Origin of the sequence: Epilithonimonas caeni DSM 17710, assembly GCF_000426465.1 — a bacterium.
Taxonomy (GTDB): domain Bacteria; phylum Bacteroidota; class Bacteroidia; order Flavobacteriales; family Weeksellaceae; genus Epilithonimonas; species Epilithonimonas caeni.
Window position 1 is genome coordinate 774,939 of the sequence record NZ_AUFK01000009.1, and the last position, 22,312, is coordinate 797,250.

At 35.7% G+C, this 22,312-nt stretch carries 18 protein-coding genes; 7 read left to right on the forward strand and 11 right to left on the reverse strand.

The annotated features are described in order from the left end of the window. Window positions 1–85 precede the first annotated feature (85 nt). Entirely contained in the window at window positions 86–730 is a 645-nt protein-coding gene (locus K319_RS0104750; RefSeq protein ID WP_027382594.1) for a LolA family protein, read from the forward strand. Window positions 731–769: 39 nt separating this feature from the next. Here the strand turns inward: K319_RS0104750 and K319_RS0104755 are convergent, their stop codons facing one another. Next, a complete protein-coding gene (locus K319_RS0104755) occupies window positions 770–1,474 on the reverse strand; it encodes a DUF4294 domain-containing protein (protein WP_027382595.1) in 705 nt (234 codons plus the stop codon). A 58-nt stretch (window positions 1,475–1,532) separates the two neighbouring features. On the opposite strand from K319_RS0104755, the gene chrP reads away from it, so the two are divergent. Continuing rightward, window positions 1,533–2,609 carry a chryseobasin maturation metalloprotease ChrP gene (gene chrP / locus K319_RS0104760; RefSeq protein ID WP_027382596.1) on the forward strand — a complete coding sequence of 359 codons (1,077 nt, stop codon included), beginning with the start codon at window positions 1,533–1,535 and terminating at the stop codon, window positions 2,607–2,609. A gap of 65 nt (window positions 2,610–2,674) precedes the next feature. Further along, window positions 2,675–3,325, forward strand: a complete 651-nt coding sequence (rpe, locus tag K319_RS0104765) for a ribulose-phosphate 3-epimerase (RefSeq protein ID WP_027382597.1) — start codon at window positions 2,675–2,677, stop codon at window positions 3,323–3,325. Between the two features lie 184 nt (window positions 3,326–3,509). Here the strand turns inward: rpe and K319_RS0104770 are convergent, their stop codons facing one another. From K319_RS0104770 to K319_RS0104800, 5 genes are all read right to left on the reverse strand, one after another. After that, window positions 3,510–3,929 carry a nucleoside-diphosphate kinase gene (locus K319_RS0104770; protein ID WP_027382598.1) on the reverse strand — a complete coding sequence of 140 codons (420 nt, stop codon included), beginning with the start codon at window positions 3,927–3,929 and terminating at the stop codon, window positions 3,510–3,512. Between the two features lie 317 nt (window positions 3,930–4,246). Further along, window positions 4,247–5,767: an amidophosphoribosyltransferase gene (gene purF / locus K319_RS0104780; protein ID WP_034671361.1), complete on the reverse strand. Its 1,521-nt coding sequence runs from the start codon at window positions 5,765–5,767 to the stop codon at window positions 4,247–4,249. Between the two features lie 18 nt (window positions 5,768–5,785). Next, window positions 5,786–6,508, reverse strand: a complete 723-nt coding sequence (gene purC, locus K319_RS0104785; RefSeq protein WP_027382600.1) for a phosphoribosylaminoimidazolesuccinocarboxamide synthase — start codon at window positions 6,506–6,508, stop codon at window positions 5,786–5,788. Between the two features lie 298 nt (window positions 6,509–6,806). Continuing rightward, window positions 6,807–8,666: an endonuclease gene (locus K319_RS0104795; RefSeq protein WP_156907046.1), complete on the reverse strand. Its 1,860-nt coding sequence runs from the start codon at window positions 8,664–8,666 to the stop codon at window positions 6,807–6,809. Window positions 8,667–8,822: 156 nt separating this feature from the next. Continuing rightward, window positions 8,823–10,703, reverse strand: a complete 1,881-nt coding sequence (locus K319_RS0104800) for a DUF349 domain-containing protein (protein WP_027382603.1) — start codon at window positions 10,701–10,703, stop codon at window positions 8,823–8,825. 242 nt (window positions 10,704–10,945) lie between these two features. Here K319_RS0104800 and queA point away from each other — a divergent pair, with 242 nt between their 5' ends. Then, complete coding sequence (gene queA, locus K319_RS0104805; protein WP_027382604.1) at window positions 10,946–11,995, forward strand: tRNA preQ1(34) S-adenosylmethionine ribosyltransferase-isomerase QueA; 1,050 nt, start codon at window positions 10,946–10,948, stop codon at window positions 11,993–11,995. A gap of 84 nt (window positions 11,996–12,079) precedes the next feature. Next, window positions 12,080–12,940, forward strand: a complete 861-nt coding sequence (locus K319_RS0104810; protein ID WP_027382605.1) for a hypothetical protein — start codon at window positions 12,080–12,082, stop codon at window positions 12,938–12,940. Between the two features lie 5 nt (window positions 12,941–12,945). Here the strand turns inward: K319_RS0104810 and K319_RS0104815 are convergent, their stop codons facing one another. Continuing rightward, window positions 12,946–13,647, reverse strand: coding sequence for a LytR/AlgR family response regulator transcription factor (locus K319_RS0104815; protein WP_027382606.1), 702 nt, complete (start codon window positions 13,645–13,647; stop codon window positions 12,946–12,948). Continuing rightward, on the reverse strand, window positions 13,644–14,270 hold the full coding sequence (locus K319_RS21740; protein WP_235696079.1) for a sensor histidine kinase: 627 nt from the start codon (window positions 14,268–14,270) through the stop codon (window positions 13,644–13,646). Before K319_RS21740 ends, K319_RS0104815 begins: the two co-directional genes overlap by 4 nt. Before the next feature lie 617 nt (window positions 14,271–14,887). Here K319_RS21740 and K319_RS0104825 point away from each other — a divergent pair. Then, entirely contained in the window at window positions 14,888–16,006 is a 1,119-nt protein-coding gene (locus K319_RS0104825; RefSeq protein WP_027382608.1) for an acyltransferase family protein, read from the forward strand. Here the strand turns inward: K319_RS0104825 and K319_RS0104830 are convergent. Beyond that, window positions 15,990–16,526 (reverse strand): GNAT family N-acetyltransferase, encoded by a 537-nt coding sequence (locus K319_RS0104830; protein WP_027382609.1) that lies wholly within the window; start codon window positions 16,524–16,526, stop codon window positions 15,990–15,992. The two genes, K319_RS0104825 and K319_RS0104830, sit on opposite strands and share 17 nt — an antisense overlap. Before the next feature lie 9 nt (window positions 16,527–16,535). Continuing rightward, window positions 16,536–20,204 carry a metallophosphoesterase gene (locus K319_RS0104835; protein WP_027382610.1) on the reverse strand — a complete coding sequence of 1,223 codons (3,669 nt, stop codon included), beginning with the start codon at window positions 20,202–20,204 and terminating at the stop codon, window positions 16,536–16,538. A 226-nt stretch (window positions 20,205–20,430) separates the two neighbouring features. Between K319_RS0104835 and K319_RS0104840 the strand changes: the two genes are divergently transcribed. Next, window positions 20,431–21,633 carry a Pycsar system effector family protein gene (locus K319_RS0104840; protein ID WP_027382611.1) on the forward strand — a complete coding sequence of 401 codons (1,203 nt, stop codon included), beginning with the start codon at window positions 20,431–20,433 and terminating at the stop codon, window positions 21,631–21,633. Window positions 21,634–21,635: 2 nt separating this feature from the next. Here the strand turns inward: K319_RS0104840 and K319_RS0104845 are convergent, their stop codons facing one another. After that, window positions 21,636–22,307 (reverse strand): response regulator transcription factor, encoded by a 672-nt coding sequence (locus K319_RS0104845; protein WP_027382612.1) that lies wholly within the window; start codon window positions 22,305–22,307, stop codon window positions 21,636–21,638. Window positions 22,308–22,312 lie beyond the last annotated feature (5 nt).

The following is a 22,312-nucleotide window of genomic DNA, read 5'->3' on the forward strand; positions in this document are numbered from 1 at the left end:
ATTTCCCTTAACAAAATTTATCATTTGAAAAGTTTGGTATCAATATTGAAAACTTAACTTTGTATCAATAAATCTTAAATAATAAATGAAAAACAATATTGTAAGATCTTTTTCAATCATTACATTTTTAGGTATCAATCTGATAGCTTATGGTCAAACAATCGATAGCAAATCCAAGACTATCCTGGATGACATCACCAAAAGCTATAAGAGCAAAAAAAATTCTTACTTCAAATTCTCGTATTCTACCGGGAATGCTAAAACAAGTCAAAATCAGACGGGTATTTTCTATTCTGACAATACAAGGTATAAGTTGAAAATAATGGGAACCGAACAGATATTCGACGGCAACAAGCTTTACAATATCAATGATGACGACAAAGAAGTCACCATTTCAAAAGCTAATGATGATCAAGTTCATTTTTCACCATTAAGCTATTTGGATTCTTATAAAAAAGAATATAATGTGAGCTATACCGGAAAGAAAACAATTAGTGGAATCCCTGTAGATATAATTAAAATGACGCCCGTAAAAGCCAATGGATTGAAAAGTGTCACCTTATATGTCAATTCACCTCAGAAAAAACTGATCAAGCTTGAACAACTTTCTACGAATGACGAAATCGCAGTCATAACAATTAGCAATTATAAAGAAAACCAAACATTATCCCCTTCATTATTTAGTTTCGACAAAAATAAATATCAAAATTATCTGATAACAGAATTATAAATAAAAAAATGCATTACGAGTGTAATGCATTTTTTTTATTTATTTATTTATTTTATATTCACTTGCGCCAGGATATGGTTGTAGATAGCCTAAATTCCAATTGGATTGCAACAAAGATTCTATGAAAAGGTCATCTCTATATTTATGTGGATCATAAGGCGTTTTCAAACTTACATCAGCAATATTTCCTTTCACATTCCACCAAAAAGCACTCCAGCCGCCTCTTAATTCCTTGATGATCTCATAAACTGTCTTACCCGTGGCACGATTCATTAATTTAGCAAAAACCTGTCCCTCGGAAGTTGTCAATCCTCTCAACTGTTTCTCATAACTTGCCGCCAATTCGGTTTGTCTTTTTTTCATATACCGGCTTCTTTCAGAGCCTTTCAGATTAGCACTTTCCTTCTGAATATTACGATATTGTTCCAAGGCATCTAGAAATAACGGATAAACACGGTTCAGTTTTTTATTAAGGAAAAAATAGAAATTTCTATCTAATTGATTATTGAAGTGTGGGTTTGCCCTCAAGGTCAACTCATCCATTACAATCACCTGTTCTCCATTTATCTTATAGATTTTAGCTTTTTGGGCCTCATCATAATAATACTCATTTCCATACTCATCTTTTTTCAATTTGCTTTTTGGAATATCGTCAAACGATTTAATCTTCAAAGTATCTTGTTGTGAAAAACAAAATACACCAACAAACAGAAAAAGAATTGGAATCAATTTATCAAAATTCATTACTTTTACCCACATAAAAATTAACAAATCTTAACATCAAAAATCATTCCCTTTACATATGAAATTCGAAAAGAAATCAATTAAATTCTTAGAAGAATATTTAAATACAGCTTCACCGACAGGTTATGAGCATAAAGGACAGAAAATCTGGATGGATTACATCAAACCTTTTGTTGATAAAATAGAAGTTGACAATTATGGTACAGCATATGGAATCATTAATCCCGAAGCAGAGTTGAAAGTAGTTATAGAAGCCCACGCAGACGAAATCAGCTGGTATGTGAATTATATTACGGATGACGGACTGATCTATGTCATCAGAAATGGCGGCTCCGACCAAACCATCGCACCATCCAAAGTAGTGAATATCCATGGAGAAAAAGGTATCATAAAAGGTGTTTTCGGGTGGCCCGCAATCCATACAAGAAGCACCAATCAAAATGAACCAACACCAAAAATAGACAATATCTTCATCGATTGTGGTGCAACTTCCAAAAAAGAAGTGGAAGAATTGGGAGTTTTCGTAGGATGCATGATCACTTATCCGGATGAGTTTTTTGAACTGAATGACAGATATTTCGTTTGTCGTGCGCTGGATAACAGGATTGGAGGATTTATGATTGCCGAGGTTGCAAGGCTTTTAAAGGAAAATAAAAAGAAACTGCCTTTCGGACTATACATCACCAATTCTGTCCAGGAGGAAGTAGGACTTTATGGCGCAGATATGATCGCTGATACCATCAAACCAAACATTGCCATTGTGACAGATGTGACACATGACACAACAACACCAATGATCGAAAAGAAAAAAGAAGGTGATCAAAAATGTGGTGATGGACCTGTGGTTTTCTTTGCTCCCAGTGTTCATCATACGATCAGAGAATTAATTATTGATACGGCCAAAGCAAAAGAAATCCCATTCCAAAGAGCCGCTGCAAGCAGGGCAACGGGAACGGATACAGACGCATTTGCGCACTCCAATGGCGGTGTTCCAAGCGCATTGATATCGTTACCTTTGCGATATATGCACACAACGGTAGAGATGGTTTCAAAAGAAGATGTCAGCAATGTCATCAAATTGATCTATGAAAGTCTTTTGAAAATCGAACCGACAATGAAGCTGAAATATCACTAAAAACCAATAGGTTAAATATCAATAGCCGTAGGCAAAACCTATGGAAAAATATAAAAAGTCTAAAAATGAAAAACAAACTTATAGCACCTTCGCTTCTTTCTGCAGATTTTGGAAATCTACACAGAGACATCGAGATGCTGAACAATTCCCAAGCAGACTGGATCCATGTAGATGTGATGGACGGACGTTTTGTCCCGAATATTTCTTTCGGATTCCCTGTGATGAAAACTGTGCAGCAACACGCCAAAAAATTCGTGGATGTACATCTTATGATTGTTGAACCGGAAAAATACGTGGAAGAGTTCATAGAATATGGCGCCGACCTGGTCTCTGTTCATCTCGAAGCATGCACACATCTTCACAGAACCATCCACCAGATTCAGGACAAAGGTGCAAAGGCAGGCGTTGTTCTCAATCCTGCGACACCGGTTTTGATGCTGGAAGATATTATTGCAGATGTAGACCTGGTTCTATTGATGAGCGTTAATCCCGGCTTTGGGGGGCAAAAATTCATTCAGAATACTTATAAGAAGATCAGCGAGACCAAGGATCTGATCCTTAGCAACAACTCAACAGCCTTGATCCAAATTGATGGTGGTGTGAATCTGGACAATGCCTCCAAACTTTTCGAAGCCGGCGCAGATGTTTTGGTTGCAGGAAATGCCGTTTTCTCTTCCCAAGACCCGGAAAGAACTATTGAGTTACTTAAATTTTAGGAGCTTGATCCCGCTATCCGCTATATCTTTTTTATTTTTCAGAATATTTCTCATTTAAAAGAAGACAAGGTTAAGAAAAATAAAAAAGGATGCCGCTACTATCGGGGCTATTGACAACATACAACAAAAAAACAGGCTATCAAAATTGATAGCCTGTTTTATATATTTGATCTTTCAGATGCAATTAGAAAATCTCTCTCCCTGAAAAATGAAATTGAGCCTCGATAAGAGCATTCTCATCCGAATCAGAACCGTGAACCGCATTTTCCCCGATGCTTCTTGCAAACAGCTTTCTGATAGTTCCCTCAGCCGCTTCGGCAGGATTTGTAGAACCTATTACAGTTCTGAAATCTTCAACCGCATTGTCTTTTTCAAGAACCGCAGCTACGATTGGCCCAGAAGACATAAAGTCAACCAATTCCCCGTAGAAGGGTCTCTCCGAATGTACTTCGTAGAATTTTTTAGCATCAGCTACAGTTAACTGAGTCAATTTCAAAGCTTTGATTTTAAAACCAGCCTCGCTGATCTTTCCAAGAATCGCTCCAATGTGTCCATCCGCTACTGCATCTGGCTTGATCATGGTAAAAGTGATTTTTCCCGACATTTTTTTTATTTATTTTTTTAAGAATTGCAAATTTACAATATTTTTTACTTATGTTTGCAAACGGAAATTCTTTTTCAAAGAGTCGATTTTTCTGGCACAGTATTTGTTACTTTAATTTCGATTCTCATGTTTAATTTGAGTTTTCATGGTTATTAGTTTTTACCCCAACTTCGGTTGGGGTTTTTTGTTTTTAATAATAAAGTAGACTTAATAAAAACAAAAGATCGCCAGAACAAATATTTGTTCTGGCGACCTTTTTTATTTGCAATTGATTTAAATCAATTTGATATTTATCACGGAGAAAGGATGCCCAAATTCTAGTCACCTTGATCTACAAATGCCAATTCATCTGGGTTTTTTACTGGGTATTTTTCTGTAAAACATCCGAAACAATGATTTGGCGAACCTAAAATATCTATCAAATTATCGACGCTCAGAAATTCCAGACTGTCAACATCCAGATATTTTCTCAATTCTTCTTTGTTCATATTGGCAGAAATCAGGTCATCTTTTGTAGGCGTATCAATTCCTAAAAAGCAAGGTGCAATGATTGGTGGAGAAACGCTTCTGAAATGAATTTCCTTAACACCCGCATTTTTCAAAATCTTAACAAGACGTTTAGACGTTGTTCCCCTTACAATAGAATCATCAATAATCACGACCCTTTTATCCTTCATCTCGGAAATGATCGGATTGAGCTTTAGATTTACAAAATGCTCTCTCATCTCCTGAGATGGAATAATAAACGAACGTCCAATGTACCGGTTCTTGATCAAAACCGGTCTAAAAGGAATGCCGGAAGCCTTAGAAAACCCGATCGCAGCCGGAACTCCAGAATCCGGAACTCCAATTACAATATCCGCCTCAACAGGTGCCTGTTCCCATATCTTCATTCCAGATTTCTCTCTTACTTCATGCACATTGATCCCTTCCAAGGTAGAATCCGGTCTTGCAAAATAAATATATTCGAACGCGCAGATTTTGTTTACACAATCATCTTTTACGAGATAAGACTGCAAACCATCTTCATTATCACTCGTATAAACAATCTCGCCAGGAAGAATGTCGCGTACATATTGCGCTCCTACTCCATCCAAAGCACACGTCTCAGAAGCTACTACAAATGTATTTTCATCAATTGCTCCTAGAACCAAAGGCCTGATTCCATTAAAATCACGGAAAGCAAAAAATTTGTTCCTTGTAATCCCAACAACAGAATAAGCACCTTCGATTTTTTCCATCGTTGCTTTGATCGCTCCTCTAAGTCCTAAATCCAAATTTTTCTGGATCAGTCTCAGAATAACTTCGGTATCAGAAGTCGCACGAAAAACAACTCCCTCGTCCTCTAGTTCTTTTCTAAGTTGTTTTGCGTTGGTAAGATTCCCGTTGTGAGCTATGGAAAGTATGATCTGGTCATATTCATTCTTTGCAAAAAACGGCTGAAAATTATATTTCTTTTTGTCTCCTGCAGTTGTATATCTTGTGTGCCCTATAACGGTACTTCCCATATATTGCTGAGGCTCTTCAATCGTCTTGAAAACATCCAGGACCAAACCCTCATCTTTTACGGAAAGGATTTTCCCATTATTACCAACTGCAATTCCACAGGCTTCCTGCCCCCGGTGTTGTAAAGCAAAAAGCCCGAACTGAGACAAAGAAAATGTATCCAAATTCTCTGTAGAATGCAATCCGAAAACCCCGCATTCCTCTTCCATTTTATCAAAAGGATAAGCTCCTAACCCTTGTTTTGAAAGATGTTTGGTTTCCTCGAATTCCTGATAGCGGTTTTGGAAAGCATATTTTGGTAATGTGCTATATTTTTGAAATTCTAAATCCATTTTAATTTTTCTCGGATTTTACTTTTCTAGAGCAGTTTGTAATCTGTCAAAAATCTCAACATAAGCTTCCGTGATCTCGCCCAAATCTCTTCGGAATCTGTCTTTGTCAAGCTTCTTCATGGTATCTTTGTCCCAAAGCCTGCAGGTGTCCGGAGAAATCTCGTCCGCTAAAACAATTTTACCATCAGAGGTTTTTCCCAATTCGATTTTGAAATCGACAAGAATCACATTCATCTTATCAAACAAAGCAATCAAAAGGTCGTTGATCTTGCCTGTCAAAGCGTACATCTCCTTCAATTCTTCGAAAGTTGCTGCTCCTAAAAACACGGCGTGATAATCGTTGATCAACGGATCCCCTAACTCGTCTTTTTTGTAGCAGATATCGAAAATCGTAACTGGAGATCTGGTGCCTTCTTCCACACCCAATCTCTGAGCCATACTTCCCGCAGCATAATTACGAACAACCATTTCTAATGGAATGATATCCACTTTTTTTACTAATTGTTCCCTGTCATCCAATTTCTCAATGAAGTGTGTCGGGATTCCGTTTTCGATAAGATATCCGAAAATAAGGGTAGAAATCGCATTGTTCAATTCGCCTTTTCTATCGAATTGGCCACGCTTCTGTGCATTGAAAGCTGTAGCATCGTCTTTGTAACGAACAACGACTTCATCAGGGTTTTCGGTAGCGAAAACCTGTTTAGCTTTACCTTCGTAAAGCATTTCTTTCTTTTGACTCATAATGTTTCATTTTTTTAAAAGGAACTCGCGAATCACTTCGATTTCCAATTAAACTTTTTACTGTTAGATTTATGTACAAATTTACGAAATTTTTACATTAAATTCGGTTTTGTAAATATTGGGTTCATAACGCATTATTGAAACGGAGAATCTTAGCAGCCCGACTTGAACGGAGCTCTTTTTCTTTTTTTAATAAAAAAAGAAAAAAGCGGGAGTGGAAGGCGAATCAAGCTGCCCAAATTATAAAACAAAAAAGTCTCTTAGGAAAAGAGACTCTTGAAATATATTTTAATAAATTTTATTTTTTGATAAACTTGATGGATTGACCATCAATATTCAGAATGTAGGTATTCGGAAGTAATGAGTGAACATCAATTGATTTTTCGCTAATAAACGGATCGTAGATATTCTTTATCAATTTTCCGGAAAGATCGTAGATCTGTACAGATTTCGCTTTGGCAACATTACCCGTAACATTGATTCTGTCAACAACCGGATTTGGATAAATATTGAAATCAAGATTACGATTCACGATATCATTAACCGCCAAAACGCCCAGACCTTGACAATAATCTGAGACATAGGCTGTCCATTCGTTGATATCAAAAGTAGCTGTAGGATTGATGGCAGCCGGGTTTCTGTAAAGTGACTTGTTGGCATTTGTGTTATCCTGACCTTTAATTCCAACTGCATCTACAGTTCCGGATTTGTAAGAGAGGTCAACATAATTGTTTCCTGTAAAAGTAAGAGATGGTGCTGCCGTTACGAATTTTGCATTGGGGACATCGAAACAACTGAAATTAGCATTCGGATTAATAACCACGAAACTTTGATTGTTTTCTATCTCGCCTTCCAATTCAAATGGCTCTCCAAAATAATAAGCAGTTCCTTTGTATTGGATGTATAATTTGTAACCATTCAGGTTGACCTTATGCCCTGTCCTATTAGCTATTTCGAAAGCTTTATTATTTCCAGTCCCTTCAAGGTATTTGACTATCTGCAGGTCTTTTGCAAAAACGTCTGTTGCCAAAGTTGTAACATTCAAGGTGTTACTTTGAGGGCTTTCCAGATATGCATTGTCATAAGCTTTAACGGTAAAATTATAAGTTGTATCCGGGGTCAGGTGGTCTACAGAGAAAGAATTAGTTTTTGAAGTTCCAATCAAAACATCGTCCTGATAAATTTTATATCCTAAAACATCGGATTCCGTGTTTGCTTGCCAAGTTAAGTTTACGAAATATGCAGAATTTCTTTCCAATAAAAGAGAAGATGGAGCCGCTGGCGCAACATTGTCCGGAGTTTGATCCCAAATCAAATTAACCCATTCCGGGTGATCGATGAACGGATTCCTGTTTTTCTGAATATTGAAAACCGAATTATTCCTGTCAATCTCTCTTTGCGAAACAGGATCCAGCTGATGCCAATAGAGGAGCATCGCGATGTACCAATTCTCATAAGCTTTTTCTTCCGTCCCATCCAAAGGATTTTGGTCTTTTGTAGGATCCGCAGCGTTTGTTGTATAATTGAAACTTCCTAATTTCCCCTCATACCTTACAGCATAATATAATAATGACCTTGCAATATCACCTTTGAACTCATCAATTGGCTCAAAGACCCTTCCTGTATAAGTTGCATTTGGTGTTCCATTAGCGGCTTGTTTTGACCCATTGGTAAAATTATAATAAACAGTAGAACCTGCTTTTCCGTAAGGATAATTACTTCTCAACTGATTGATCCTTGCATCTGTAGGAATAACAAAAAACAGATCCGAATACATGGGATAAGCACTATTAAAGGAACTTTGAGGCATCATATGCTCACGATTCCAACCCAGGCCTTCCGCATTGGCGCTCCCGATTATATTATTTAATGTATAATGATAAGCTGTAGTCCCGGTTGGGTTATTAGAATAAATATCCAGCAAATAGATTGTATTACTGGCATCGTAATCATAATATTTATCAATATCCGTCTGCCCATACAACGTTTTCAAATCTTCATAATTCCAATTGTATGTTTTTGTCGAAATAATATCATGCAGCTTGGTCTTCAGCATATAACCTGTCAAATTCTCTGTCCCGGAATAATATCCTTCCGGAGCCTGAGCAGATATGAAAGCGGGGAAAACAGCAAACGCAAATAAGTATTTTTTCAGCATATCGATATTTTTAAATACGGATTATAAAAATATCATTTTTTTACAAGACTCTCTTTATTTTTTTGAATTTGAATATTAATAATTATTTACAAATTGTTTCAAAATAAAAAATCCCCTTTAAAAAGGGGATTTGCATATTATATTTAATCGTTAAAATTATTCTCCGGCAATAATATTATGAAGTGTGACCTTCAAACTTTCAAGTTGCTTTTTTTTACCGTCCAATTTATCGTAAGTATCTTTCAAAAGAGGATTTTCTCTACTTGGCGAATTGAAGAACGCCAAATTATTTTCCAGTTGGACAACTTCTGCTTCTAAGTCGGTAATTTGATTTTTTATTTTTCTTGCTTTATCGGTTAATTGACTCTCGGACAGGTTTTCCTCTTTCAAATCGAACTCATTGATTTTATTGAGTTTCAATTTCTCTCTAAGTGTTTTATTGAATTCCGTATTGATCGACAATTTATCTTTCGGTACCTTCCCGATTGCATTCCATGCATTTTTGATGTTTTCTATCTTTTCAACAGAACCTTCTTCGTCCGTTAAAGCTTTTAACTCATCAAGAAGCGCTTTTTTATTCTTATAATTCTCTTTCCAGTTATCACCTGCGGCATTATTCTTTTCTCTATAATTTTTAAAGAAGGTATTACAAGCATCACGAAAATCATCCCAAACTTTATTAGCCTGACTTCTAGGAACATGTCCAATTTTCTTCCAATCTTCCTGTAATTTTTTGAAAAGCGGAACCACAATATCCCAATCCTCAGAATTCATATTATCCTGAGCGGTCTTTATCAGGGCTAATTTTTCTTCTAAATTATGAACTTGAGAACCCTTGAGATTTTTATAAAAATCATTTTTAGCGGTATTGAAATCTCTCAGAGCCTGTTTGAAATCTGTCCAATTCTGATTGGACAATTTTTTGGGAACAGGTCCCAATTTCAAGAATTCTGTACGCAGGTCCTCCACTCTCTTTATAGCTTGCTGCCAAAACGAATGATTGATATTTTGTGGTGCTGCCAAGGTTTTAAGTTCCTCGATGATCTTATTTTTTTTATCAAGGTTCTCCTGTTGTTCAGATTCTAAAACTGCGATCAGTTCAGATTTTCTTTCGTGGATCTTGTTAGAGATCTCTTTGAACTCATCCCAGGTTTTTTCACGGAATTCTTCTGCAACAGGTTCTGCTTCTTCTTTCCAAAGTTTGTGCAGATATTGTAATTCATTCAATGCCTTTTGAACCACTTTTTCGTCCAATAATTCTTTTGCTCTTTGAATGATATGCTGTCTCTTTTCAAGGTTATGGGCAAATTCCTGCTCAAGGTATTCCTTGTTAAGGTCCAACATCTCATTGAACATTTTCAGGTGATGGAAATAGTTGTTATTCAGGTTTTTGAATTCAGATTTTGCAACCTGGCCGGCATTTCCCCAAGCCTCTTTTACTTCTCTGATCGATTTGAAAAGATTGACACCCGGCTCAGAACTGGTGTAAAGATTTTTCAGTCTTTCGATAATGGATAATCTTTCTTCCAGATTCTTCTGATGGTCAGCTTCCTGCGCTTTATGGAATTTGTCAAGTTTCTCTTTGTAAATATTTACCAATGCGGACAACCTGGAGGCTTGTGGATGGTGGAATTCGAAATGTTCTTCCGGATTACCTTGTTCAAGATATTCATGCTTTTTCTCCTCAACTTCGTCCGCCAATTTATGATTAGCATGGTCTCTGAGCGCATTGAATTTTTTCGAAAAAGAAAATGCATCGTCTTTGTTCACGATAGTCTCCATTTCATTCAAAGTTTCTTTCAAAGAAAAATTGGAATAGTTTTCTTCAGCAAGTTCGATTTCCTGATGTTCAGTTTCTGTTTCCAAATTTTCTTCTTTAGTAATTTCTTTTTCAGAAAGATTAACATCAGGGTCAGAATTTGGAGTTTCAGTTTCCGAAACTTCTCCTGCAGTCACTTCTTCTACTGATTGATTTTCAGAAGGATTGACTTCAGAATTAAGTTTTTCATTTTCAGGATTTTCGTTTTCAATACTCATAACAAGGCAAATTAATTGACAAAAACAACTTTTAAATGCACTAAATTAACTGTTTTTTACAGAAAACACCAAATGTAAATACTAATTTTCTAAAAAAAACATTAAATATCTACCAAGATTCTTAGATAACATTTAAAAATCAATAATTACTTGACAAAGGCTTTCTGATATCGTATCTTTGCACCTCTAAAAAATTAACCCAGCGGGCTTTGCTCGTTAAAAAAATAAAATCCGTAAATTTTATGAAAACATCTGATTTTAATTTCGATCTTCCAGCAGAATTATTAGCTGAACATCCGTCGGAAAACCGTGACGAGGCAAGATTGATGGTCCTTAACAGAAAAACAGAGACCATCGAACACCGTCTTTTCAAAGATGTCATTGATTATTTTGATGAGAAAGATCTTTTTATTTTCAATAATACCAAAGTTTTTCCTGCAAGATTATTTGGCAACAAAGAAAAAACCGGCGCAAAGATCGAGGTTTTCTTATTAAGAGAGCTAGATGCTGAAACTCGTGTCTGGGATGTTCTTGTAGATCCCGCAAGAAAAATAAGAATCGGTAACAAATTATTCTTCACAGAAGACGAATCCTTGGTTGCAGAAGTTATCGACAATACCACATCCAGAGGAAGAACGCTTAGATTCTTGTTCGATGGTTCTTACGAGGAGTTTCGTGCAAAATTGACAGAACTTGGAGAAACTCCGCTTCCAAAATATATCAAAAGAGATGTTGAGCCAGAAGATGCAGAGAGATACCAGACAATCTATGCGAAAGTAGAGGGTGCTGTTGCAGCACCAACTGCAGGTCTTCACTTCTCAAAACATTTGATGAAGAGATTGGAGATCAAAGGAATCGATTTTGCAGAGATCACGCTTCACGTTGGTTTGGGAACTTTCAACCCGATTGAGGTTGAAGATCTTTCCAAGCATAAAATGGAATCAGAGGAAGCTATCATCGATGAGAAAAATGCAGAGATCATCAATAGAGCTGTAGAAGAAGGCCGCAGAGTTTGCGCAGTTGGCACAACCACAATGAGAGCTTTGGAAACGTCTGTTTCTTCTAACAAAAAGATCTCAGCTTACAGAGGATGGACCAACAAATTCATCTATCCGCCTCACGAATTTGGTGTTGCCAATGCAATGATCACCAACTTCCATACGCCTAAATCTACTCTGATCATGATGATCGCCGCTTTTGCCAACAAAGATTTCATCATGAGAGCTTACGAGGAGGCCATCAAAGAAAAATACAAATTCTATTCTTATGGAGACGCGATGCTGATCCTTTAAGAAATCAAGATCTTAAAAAATAGAATGCTCAACTTTAACGGTTGAGCATTTTTTTATGTCTCGCAAATTAATTAATTTCATCAGATGAAAATACTTCAGCTCTTAGCAATATTATCGATCGGGCTTTCCTGTTCGCAAACTCAGGAAAATTTTTCCATCATCAGTTCTTTACCAAAAAAAATAAAAGAAGCTTCGGCTTGTGAAATTTCTAAAGCTTCACCACTGATCTGGACAATTGAGGACAATCATAATCACAATGTTCTTTTTGGATTCAATGAGAAGGGAGAATTAATCAGGCAAATTACCATCTCCAATGTTGAAAATAATGACTGGGAAGATTTGACTTCTGATGATGAATGGAATATCTACATCGGCGATTTTGGAAATAATGATAATGACAGGCAAAACTTAGCCATTTATAAGATCAATGCTTCAGATTTGAATAAAGATGAAGCTAAAGCAGAATCAATTGCTCAGTTCTATTATCCCGAACAAACCGAATTTCCTCCAAAAAAGAAAGACCGCATCTTTGATGTGGAATCATTCTTTATTCATAACAACAAGTTCTATCTTTTCACAAAAAACAGAAGTTCTAAGTTTGATGGAACAACGTTTCTTTACGAAGTTGACAATAATTCGGCTCAAAAATTACCTGCCAAGAAAATCGGAAGTTTTGTGACTTGTGAACAATTCAATCATTGTGCAGTGACAAGCGCAGACATCAGCCCAAATAAAGATAAAGTCGCAATTTTAAGTTCCGATAAAGTTTGGATTTTCACCAATTGGAAAGGGAATAATTTCTTCTCCGGAAATGTTGAAAAAATTGAACTGAATCATCACACTCAGAAAGAAGGATTATGTTTCAAAGATGAAAACACCATTCTAATGACTGACGAAGGTGACAAAAAAATCACAGGAAATCTTTATCAATTGAAGTTGAAATAATTCAATCAGAATAATCTGGAAGCGGAAAATTTCGTCACAAAATCCTCAAATTCTTTCTTATGACTTCTACCTACAGGAAGGTTGTATTTATTCAATATAATTTCATTATTATTGAATGCAGTCACATATTTTGAATTGATTAAAAAAGACCTGTGAATCCTTACAAAGCCTTTGTTAGAAAGTGAGTTTTCTAAATCAGTGATTTTATTTTTAGTAACGATTTTTTCTTCGTTTTCTAAAATGATTTTCACATCATTTCCTTGGCTTTCAAAATAAAGAATGTCAGATAAAATGATTTTCCTATTCAATCCATCAGATTTGACAATAATGAAATCTTCAAATTGTTCATCAGAAGGAATATTTCTCAACACACGCTCTACAGATTTGAAAAATCTCTCGAATGTAATTGGTTTCAGAATATAATCAACCGCTTCTAATTCAAATCCTTCTATGGCAAATTCGCGGTAAGCTGTTGTGAAAATGGTTTTAGGTTTTCGATTTAGGGATTTCAGAAATTCGATTCCATTAAGATTGGGCATTTCAATATCGAGAAACATTAGGTCAACAGGTTTTGTCTGCAATATTTGATAAGCTTCGATCGCGTTTTTTGCAGTTGCAATCAGTTTCAGAGAATCAATCTTTGAAATATGATTTTCCAAAAGCTTTACAGCCAGAGGTTCGTCATCAATTATAATACAATTTATCATTCTTTTGCAGGCGTAATTATTTCCACTTCAAACCAATTTCCGACTTCTGAAACATTAAATTCAAATTGATTCTCATAAAATATCTTCAATTGCTCTTCTATATTATTTAACCCCAAACTTTCACGTTCAGATTTTAAAGTTTCTGAATAGGTATTTTTGATTCGAAAAACAGATTGATTTTCATCCGTTTCAATTTCAATATTAATTTCAATATTTCCAGCCGATTTTCCTGCACCGTGTTTGAAGGAATTTTCAACCAAAGAAAGATATAACAATGGCGGAATCTTATTTTCAGAGTTTAGCTTTTGTGTTTTGAATATTTTCAGACGTTCGTCATATCTCAGTTTTTCAAGCTCAATATAATCATCAATGATAGAAATTTCATCCGAAATATTAACTGTTTTATTCTGACCTTTATAAAGAACATAGTCCAAAATTTCCGAAAGTCTGCTGATAGATTCTGAAGTTTTCTCCGAATTAATAATGGAAAGCGAATAAATGTTATTGAGTGTATTAAATAGAAAATGTGGATTAAGCTGTGACTTCAGAACCTTCAATTCTAACTCTGCTTTTTCCTTCAAGAGTTTGGTTGTGTTTTGTTTTTCCGTTTTGTATCGCAGCATAAACATTACAGATACAAAGGCAAAAGCTCCTGTAATAATAGAAAAAGTATAGCTAATCAATAAGTATCTGATGTCTGTAAAAATGCTATAAATGCTGTCCTGTGGAAAATTACAAAAGAAAGGTTCGGCTATGTAAACAATAAAAAGGCGATTAATAACAGAAAAAACATACAGAGAAACAAGTAGTAAAATTGAAAATAAGAGATACTTTTTTCGGTCGAAAAAATGCTTTATAAGAACATAATAAATAAAATTGGCGCTGATAATCTGAAAAATCCAATGGCATAGATCATAGTAAAAAATCAATTGAATATTAGCATCCTCATATTCTCCATAGTTACTCGCCTCAATCAACATAAATAATGCTGTCCAAAATAAAATTTGAAAGCCAATGTTTGATCGATATTTTTTCCAAGTTCCGATTTTCACAATCTTCAAAATTATAAATTATAACCCGATAAAATCTTTTACGAATGCAGAATTGACAAATCGAATGACAAACAACCAGAATTACAATCCAAAATGCAGAACAAGTAATCCAAATAAAAATCTCCACTTTCTGAATTTCATTTTAAAATTGCAATAAAAATCCAACCATCTTGCAGAAAAAAAATTAAATGCAGACTACTTCCTCTCAAAGATTCAATGGATTAGACCATCTAAGAGCCATTGCAATTCTTTTGGTATTAATGTATCATTATCGCGCTTTTTCGCATCCAGATTGGATAGACACTTATGGACGTTTTGGCTGGACGGGAGTTGATTTATTTTTTGTATTAAGTGGTTTTCTGATTTCAAATCAATTATTTCAGGAAATTAACAACCGGGGGAATTTCAGTTTGAAATCATTTTTCATAAAACGTTTTTTCAGAATCATTCCACCTTATTTTTTCACATTGCTGTTATATTTCTGCTTTCCATTTTTCAGAGAAAGAGAATCGCTTTCGCCATTATGGAAATTTCTCACTTTCACTCAGAATTATGGTTTGGACGTTATCAACAAAGGAACATTCTCTCACGCCTGGTCTTTGTGTATCGAGGAACAATTCTATCTGATTCTGCCTTTTTCATTACTATTACTCATCAAATCAAAAACATTGAAATATCTAATTGTTATGATTGTATTCATTATATTATTTTCAATTTTTGCGAGGTATTTTTCTTGGCAGGAATACGTTTTTCCCAATATCAATTCGAATGAATTTTGGAAGGTCTGGTATATGAAAATCTATTATCCAACACACACAAGATTGGACGGATTGGCAATTGGTGTTTTGATTGGATATGTGTTTCAATATTCTTCAAAATTCAGAAAATTGATTGATGAAAATGGTAATTGGTTTTTGCTGTTAGGTTTGGTTTTTCTTGGTTTTTCATTTTGGATTTGCAATGACCAATCTTCTGAATATGCATCGATATTCGGATTCTCTTTCGTTGCTATAAGCTATGGTTTTATAGTAATTTCCGCGATTTCTAAATCCTCATTTTTGAACAAATCAAAAAACTATTTCACAACTCAATTAGCGAATTTATCTTTTGCAATCTATCTTTCTCATAAGGGCATTATCCATATTATTCAAAGCCTGATAGAATACTACAAAATTTCCATTTCGGAAAATTTGTTATTGATTATCTGTTTAATAGGATGTATTCTTGCAGGATTATTTTACAGATATTTTATTGAAAAGCCAAGTTTGAAATTGAGAAATAAAATCTCTGCTAATTTCTCTTCGTAAACGAATAAAGCAACATATCCGTAAGAACTTCCTGCCGTTTTCTGTAATCGTTTTTCAGCAAGCCTTCAAACTCGAAATTGCAGAATTCCGCTACTTTTTTGCTGGCGATATTGTCCGGTGCGATTTTCATAAAAATTCGAAGCATTTCTTTTTCATTCATACAAAAATCCCGAAACGCTTCCAAAGCTTCATAAGAATATTTGTTTCCGGAAAAATCATTGAAGATAAAATAGGCCAACTCACCTTTCGGAACCGACCAATCGATTTCTCTAATTGAAATATGTCCAATCAATTCATCTGATCCTCTGAGGAAAATCCCAAAATAAAAACCTTCATTTTTCTGACAACTTTCAATCTTCTTTTGGAAATATGATTCCGTTTCTTCCAAAGTTTTGGTCACACTCAGAGTTCTGGAAAAATAGTCTTCTAAATAAGTCTTATTACTTTGAAATTTAACATAGAATTCTTCTACGAAATCTAATGAATAAGGTTTCAGAATAAGACGTTTGGTTTGTATCATCACATCATTTTAAAAAGTCCCGCCAATTCCAATCACCAATCTTCCACCGTCCGAAGATGTGAAATAAGAAACATTTGCTGAGATCGCATCAACTGCATTGAGCCAAAATCCACCACCATAAGAGTTATGCCATTTGTTGGAAGCCTCATTTGGATTCCAAACTCGACCTAAATCAAATCCACCGAAAAACCCATAGCTCAAAGGTAAAATCGAGTTCTTGATCTTCCCGACTTCATATCTCAAATCCGTGGTTTGAAAGAAAGAATTCTTCCCATAAAAACGGTTGAAACGGAAACCTCTCAAATCATTATTTCCTCCCAAAGTAGACATTTGATAGAACTCATAACCATCTCCTAAAAGCCACTTTGCTTTTGCATAAGAAGACCAGACCAATCGCTGATTTTGAGTTAAATAATGTAAAAATCCAAGTCCGGTTTCGAGTGAAGTATATTGCCTGTCTGTATTTTCAAGATTCATATTCCAGCTCGTCCTCACATCGAATCTCATTCCCAGTTTCGGATTGGCTTTATTATCATAATTTTCATAATTGAAAGAAATGTCCGCCCCACCAAACTGTTTCGATCTGAAAACATCTTCGTTCACAACATTTGGCAAAGAGATATAACGGTCCGCTGTCCTATCGATTTTCAGAATTTCATATTTCAGTTTCGCTGAAAAAGTTGAGGCATTTTTGTTCCAATTGATAGATGGAGAAAATCCAAATTCCTTCGCTCTAACATTATTGAATCGATTTCCGAATTCTTCTTTCTGATTAACGGTTTCGTTCCCGATTCCGTAGAAATTCCTGATGTAATGCGAACTCGTCACTCTCGCATCCAAACCATAGAACCAGCCACCTGTCAACTGTGGAAAAATCCCTTGGTAAGCCAGTTCATAACCTTTGGTTCCTGTAAAATAATTGGCTTTTATCTGATGTTTTTGAGAAAAAGGATTTTGGATGAAATTGTTCACGATATAAGTCCCCACAACACCAAAAGAAAGTGCATCATCCGGATTGAAACCAAGATTTGGCATTACCAAAGTACTGTTATATTTCGGTTTTTTGTAATTATATTGATTGACGTCGTAATCATCTGTCAGCGTTACACTTGCGTTTCCTTTGTTTTCTAAGTTATTTTTTTTGCTTTTGTAATCGTATATTTTCACATTTTTGGAATTGGAAACTGTATATTTATCCTCATCCAATCCACCTAACAATCTGACTTTGATACTCGATCTTGCTTTTCCATCCACAACAAATTCATCATCATCCGACAGAGCATAGATCCAGATCTCTTTGGTCTGTTTTCCTGAATAGGTCTTGGAAGACGCTAATTCCTCGCCGGATTTTTTCAGGCGATAGATTTTTACTTCGGTCTCGTTGTTTGGCAATCTTGTGACAACAATTTTATCTTTTTTATCTGTTCCGGTCAGAATCACTTTTCTTTCCAAAAACTTAAAATAGTCCGATGCATATTGTTTCAAATCGCCTTTACGAATCAATAATTTCTGGATCAGATCTTCAGAAATCCTATCCTGAGTTTCTTTCGGCAGGTTTTCAAATGCTTTTCTGATATCATTTTCAGTTAAATTATTTTGAATGAAATCCGCAACATCCAGCCAGTCTTTTTCACTGGAATTCTTTGTGAAAGCCAAATCCAAAGGATAAGGTTCGCGATTGAACCATTTCACATCTCTGATTTTTTCATCAAATCCCTGCATATGTCGCAAATCCGGAATTCTCATTACCAAAGACAAAATCAGTCCGTCATATTTTGAAAATGCCTGGTCTCTGTCTTTCGGAATCGGGCTGTAAATCACATCTCCGTTTTCTTTTTTCGCCTCAAATTTCCACTGGTCATGATGCCTGTCCCAATCGCCAATCAGCATATCGAACAAACGTGCTTTTATCCACGCTTTTTCATCGATTTTATACTTTTCGTCTTTCGCAAGATTCAGGATTACCTCGTCAGTTCCGATAACTTTATTTGGATTTTCATCGGTTTCCATTGGACGGTCTTCGAGATAATACAATTCATCGCCAAAAGTCTCATTGAAGCTTTTCAAAGTCTTCTGTTTCGGGATATAAAAAAGTTCCGGCGTTGTATGACGAATTCCCAATTTATCGGACATTTCACCGATGGCCAAGGGTGTGTAAGGATGAGAAGTTGTGTAAAAATCCAGTAAAAATTTATCGGCATAACTGCCATCAAAATAGTCCACAACATATTGATTTTTGAATGCAACAGCCTGCAAAAATCTCACACCACTTTTTTTGAGGGCTCTGATGACATATTCGTTTCCGTTCTTGGTTTCCAGACGAAGCGATTTGGTTTGATGTCCGCCTCCTGCCCTATCGGTTTTTACACCTCCAAAAAGCGTGTCCAAAGCCAGATTTTCAACATTGATCTTCTTGGAATAATAATCTCTGTAATGTTTTCCCCAGAGAAATTCGTAGAGCTTGCTTTTCTTGGTCATCGATGAATCGTAAATCGAAGCTTTCGTGTATTCCGGGAAATTTTTCGGATAATCTTTAGAAATTTTTTCTTCAGCTCCAAGAACCGTTTTTCTGAATAACAATTCCGATTTTTCAGAATTAAGGTTATAAAAACTCACTTCTGCATTTCCTGATTTTGAAATTTTCAGTTCAGCATAACCGTTTTTTCCGAATGAAAAATCATTTTCTTTAACCGCTTTTGCAGATTCGGTTTTGGAACCTGCCCCACTAATGATCTGTCTGATGTCGCCTTTCTCGATGTATTGTAGATTATGGTCGTGCCCCGAAATTACAACTACATTTTTTCGTCCGCCAATCAAAGTTTTGAGTCTATCAGACAAATTTTTATAATTCTGATTGCTGATATCCTGATGAGTAATTCCGCCTGTTGCTCTTGTCAAATTAATAATTGAGCCTAAAACTGGCAACGGAAATTTATTTTCTAAAGGAAAAATCTGCTTTTCCCAAGAATAATATCCGCCGTGAGAACCATGGGTGATCAAAGGGTGATGTGTTGCAACGACGATTGTTTTGTTTTGATTTTTATTAAGCTGGTCTTCGAATTCTGTGTAAAAATCTTCTCGGGTTTTGATGTCGCATTTTTCATTGATATTGGGATTCTTGTTCCAATCCGCTAAAACCCATTCTGTATCAACTAAAATCAAAGTCAGCTTTTTGTTGATTTTTCTGGTTTCGATTGGACAACCGTTTCTAGGTGCAAATGTATTTTTGTCTCCGAATTTTTCTGTCACATAATCTTCTTCACGTTTCAGACCTTTGATTCCGTTGTTATACCAATCGTGATTCCCCGGAATGAAAATCGTTTTTCCTTTGAATTGATTGGATAATGAAATTTGATTATCCATTTTGTTCTCAGCCAAAATTCGGTTTTTATCTTCTTTTTTTGGCATTCCGGCAGGATAGATATTGTCGCCAAGGAAAATAAGCGTGCTGTTTTCAGGAGCTTTGGATAGTGAATCTTTTAGGATATTCATATTATGGAAAGCCTCGTCCTGGTCAAGATTTCCAGCATCACCAACCAGATAAAATGTGTGAATAATGCTGTCTTTTATGGCTGAATTCTTTTCAAAATTTTTAGCGTTCTTTCCGTAATCCGCTTGTTGAACTGCACAGGAAATCACAGTTAATAAAATTAGAAAGAAATAAGAGATGTTCTTCATTTTTTATACGTCGGTGCTTCGCACCTTTATTAGATTTTATATGGATTTTCTACCAATATTTCGGTACTTCGCACCTTGATTACCAGCAAAGACAATAAAACTGAACAAAGTGAGTTTAATATCTTTAAATAAATATTGATAAAATTACTGAAACTCTAACAATATTTAACAAAATTAAAAATTTAAAAGCCATTATACTTTCTTAAATTTGTTGTAAATTGACTTTATGGATATTTTGAAAATCTCGGAAGATTACGCAAAAAATTTGCTCAAAGATAAATTATCTTCTGTTTATACTTATCATAACCTTGACCACACAATTCAGGTTGTGGAGAAAATAAAAATTCTTGCCAAAGAAGAAAACATCAGTCCTGAAGATACAGAAAATCTCCTTTTGGCAGGCTGGTTTCACGATTTGGGTTATGTTGACGATGCGGACAATCACGAGGAAGAAAGTCGAAAAATAGCTTCTGATTTTTTAAAACAACATCAGTTTCCTGAAGAAAGAATTGCAAAAATCGGAGAATTGATTCTGGCGACGGACAAATTCTACAAACCCAAAAATCATCTGGAAGAAGTCATAAAAGATGCGGATCTGTATCATTTGGCTTCGGATGATTATTTCAGGATCTGTGAGAATCTGAGACAAGAGATCAAAGAGGTCCATCATCAGAAATTCAGTAAGCAACAATGGTCTGAGCTCAACATTGTTTTCTTCTCGAAACATCAGTTCTACACCAAATATGCCAAGGAAAACTGGCAACCGATAAAGGAGAAAAATGTGGACAGGATACTTTCCAGCATTCAAAATATAAAAGAGGAAAAAAAGAAAAAAGCGGCTGAGGATAATGACAAAGCACTTCTGAACAAGAAAAAGCTGGAAAAACTGGAATCGCCGGAACGTGGTATAGAAACGATGTTCCGTGTGACGCTGAACAACCATACAAAACTTAGCCAAATCGCCGACAGCAAAGCCAATATTTTACTTTCTGTTAATGCGATCATTATTTCGGTAGCATTATCGACTTTGATCCCAAAACTGGATGCGCCTAGCAATTCTCATTTGATCATTCCCACTTTTATCATGATAATGTCGAGTGTTGCCTGTATTATTTTGGCAATAATGTCGACAAGACCAAAAGTTTCCGGTGGAACATTTACCAGAAAGGAAATTGAAGAGAAAAAAGTCAATCTTCTCTTCTTCGGTAACTTTTACAAAATGCCGATGGAAGAATATCTCTGGGCGATGAAGGAAATGATGGCTGACCGGCAATATCTCTACGATACCATGATAAAAGATCTTTATTATCTTGGAATTGTTCTGAACAGAAAGTATAAATTACTCCGATTGACCTACACGGTTTTTACTATTGGGATCATTGCTTCTGTAATAGCTTTTGTGATCGCGTTCAGAAGTGTGACCATATAGGATCAATCAGAGCCAAAAGATACCAGTCCCTCATTGATAGCATATTTCATAAGTCCTACAATTGATTTTGTTTTGGTCTTGATGAAGATATTCCTTCGGTGGGCTTCGACAGTTCGTTCGCTAATGAATAGCTTTTCTCCGATCTGCTCATTACTGTATTCCTTTGCAATAAGTTTCAGAACCTCCAGTTCTCTTGCGGAAAGAAGAGGTTTTGTATCTTCTTTATGATCCATGAGCTCATCCGGGCTCATCAGATTGTCCATAATAATATGTTGTGCGCTCGGACTGAGATATTTTCCGTCTTTGTAAACGATTTTCAGAGCATCCACAACTTCGTGCATATTTGTTCTTTTCAGAACATAGCCGGATGCGCCGGCCTTTATCATTTTGGAAATAATTGAGATATCATCGTGCATTGTAAGTGCGACCACCTTTATCCTGGGATATAGTTCCTTCACTTTTTTTGTGATTTCTATTCCCGAAGAATCCGGCATATTGACATCCATCAAAATGACATCAATGCTATTAGTTTCCAGGAAAGCCATTGTTTCCTGCATCGAAGTGGCACCTGCTACAAAGGAAATACTTTCCTCATCTTCCAGAAGAGACCTAAGACCTTCTATCATCAGCTGATGGTCATCCACAATTAAAACCCTTATTTTTTCGCTCAACATATTTT

What these genes read in the sequence shown, in the direction of transcription:
- K319_RS0104835 (WP_027382610.1), bottom strand. Translation starts at nt 20,204, where the DNA reads ATGAAGAACATCTCTTATTTCTTTCTAATTTTATTAACTGTGATTTCC.
- K319_RS0104770 (WP_027382598.1), bottom strand. Translation starts at nt 3,929, where the DNA reads ATGTCGGGAAAAATCACTTTTACCATGATCAAGCCAGATGCAGTAGCG.
- K319_RS21740 (WP_235696079.1), bottom strand. Translation starts at nt 14,270, where the DNA reads ATGCTGCGATACAAAACGGAAAAACAAAACACAACCAAACTCTTGAAG.
- K319_RS0104810 (WP_027382605.1), top strand. Translation starts at nt 12,080, where the DNA reads ATGAAAATACTTCAGCTCTTAGCAATATTATCGATCGGGCTTTCCTGT.
- K319_RS0104840 (WP_027382611.1), top strand. Translation starts at nt 20,431, where the DNA reads ATGGATATTTTGAAAATCTCGGAAGATTACGCAAAAAATTTGCTCAAA.
- K319_RS0104825 (WP_027382608.1), top strand. Translation starts at nt 14,888, where the DNA reads ATGCAGACTACTTCCTCTCAAAGATTCAATGGATTAGACCATCTAAGA.
- K319_RS0104845 (WP_027382612.1), bottom strand. Translation starts at nt 22,307, where the DNA reads ATGTTGAGCGAAAAAATAAGGGTTTTAATTGTGGATGACCATCAGCTG.
- purC (WP_027382600.1), bottom strand. Translation starts at nt 6,508, where the DNA reads ATGAGTCAAAAGAAAGAAATGCTTTACGAAGGTAAAGCTAAACAGGTT.
- K319_RS0104830 (WP_027382609.1), bottom strand. Translation starts at nt 16,526, where the DNA reads ATGATACAAACCAAACGTCTTATTCTGAAACCTTATTCATTAGATTTC.
- K319_RS0104795 (WP_156907046.1), bottom strand. Translation starts at nt 8,666, where the DNA reads ATGCTGAAAAAATACTTATTTGCGTTTGCTGTTTTCCCCGCTTTCATA.
- rpe (WP_027382597.1), top strand. Translation starts at nt 2,675, where the DNA reads ATGAAAAACAAACTTATAGCACCTTCGCTTCTTTCTGCAGATTTTGGA.
- purF (WP_034671361.1), bottom strand. Translation starts at nt 5,767, where the DNA reads ATGGATTTAGAATTTCAAAAATATAGCACATTACCAAAATATGCTTTC.
- K319_RS0104800 (WP_027382603.1), bottom strand. Translation starts at nt 10,703, where the DNA reads ATGAGTATTGAAAACGAAAATCCTGAAAATGAAAAACTTAATTCTGAA.
- K319_RS0104755 (WP_027382595.1), bottom strand. Translation starts at nt 1,474, where the DNA reads ATGAATTTTGATAAATTGATTCCAATTCTTTTTCTGTTTGTTGGTGTA.
- K319_RS0104815 (WP_027382606.1), bottom strand. Translation starts at nt 13,647, where the DNA reads ATGATAAATTGTATTATAATTGATGACGAACCTCTGGCTGTAAAGCTT.
- K319_RS0104750 (WP_027382594.1), top strand. Translation starts at nt 86, where the DNA reads ATGAAAAACAATATTGTAAGATCTTTTTCAATCATTACATTTTTAGGT.
- chrP (WP_027382596.1), top strand. Translation starts at nt 1,533, where the DNA reads ATGAAATTCGAAAAGAAATCAATTAAATTCTTAGAAGAATATTTAAAT.
- queA (WP_027382604.1), top strand. Translation starts at nt 10,946, where the DNA reads ATGAAAACATCTGATTTTAATTTCGATCTTCCAGCAGAATTATTAGCT.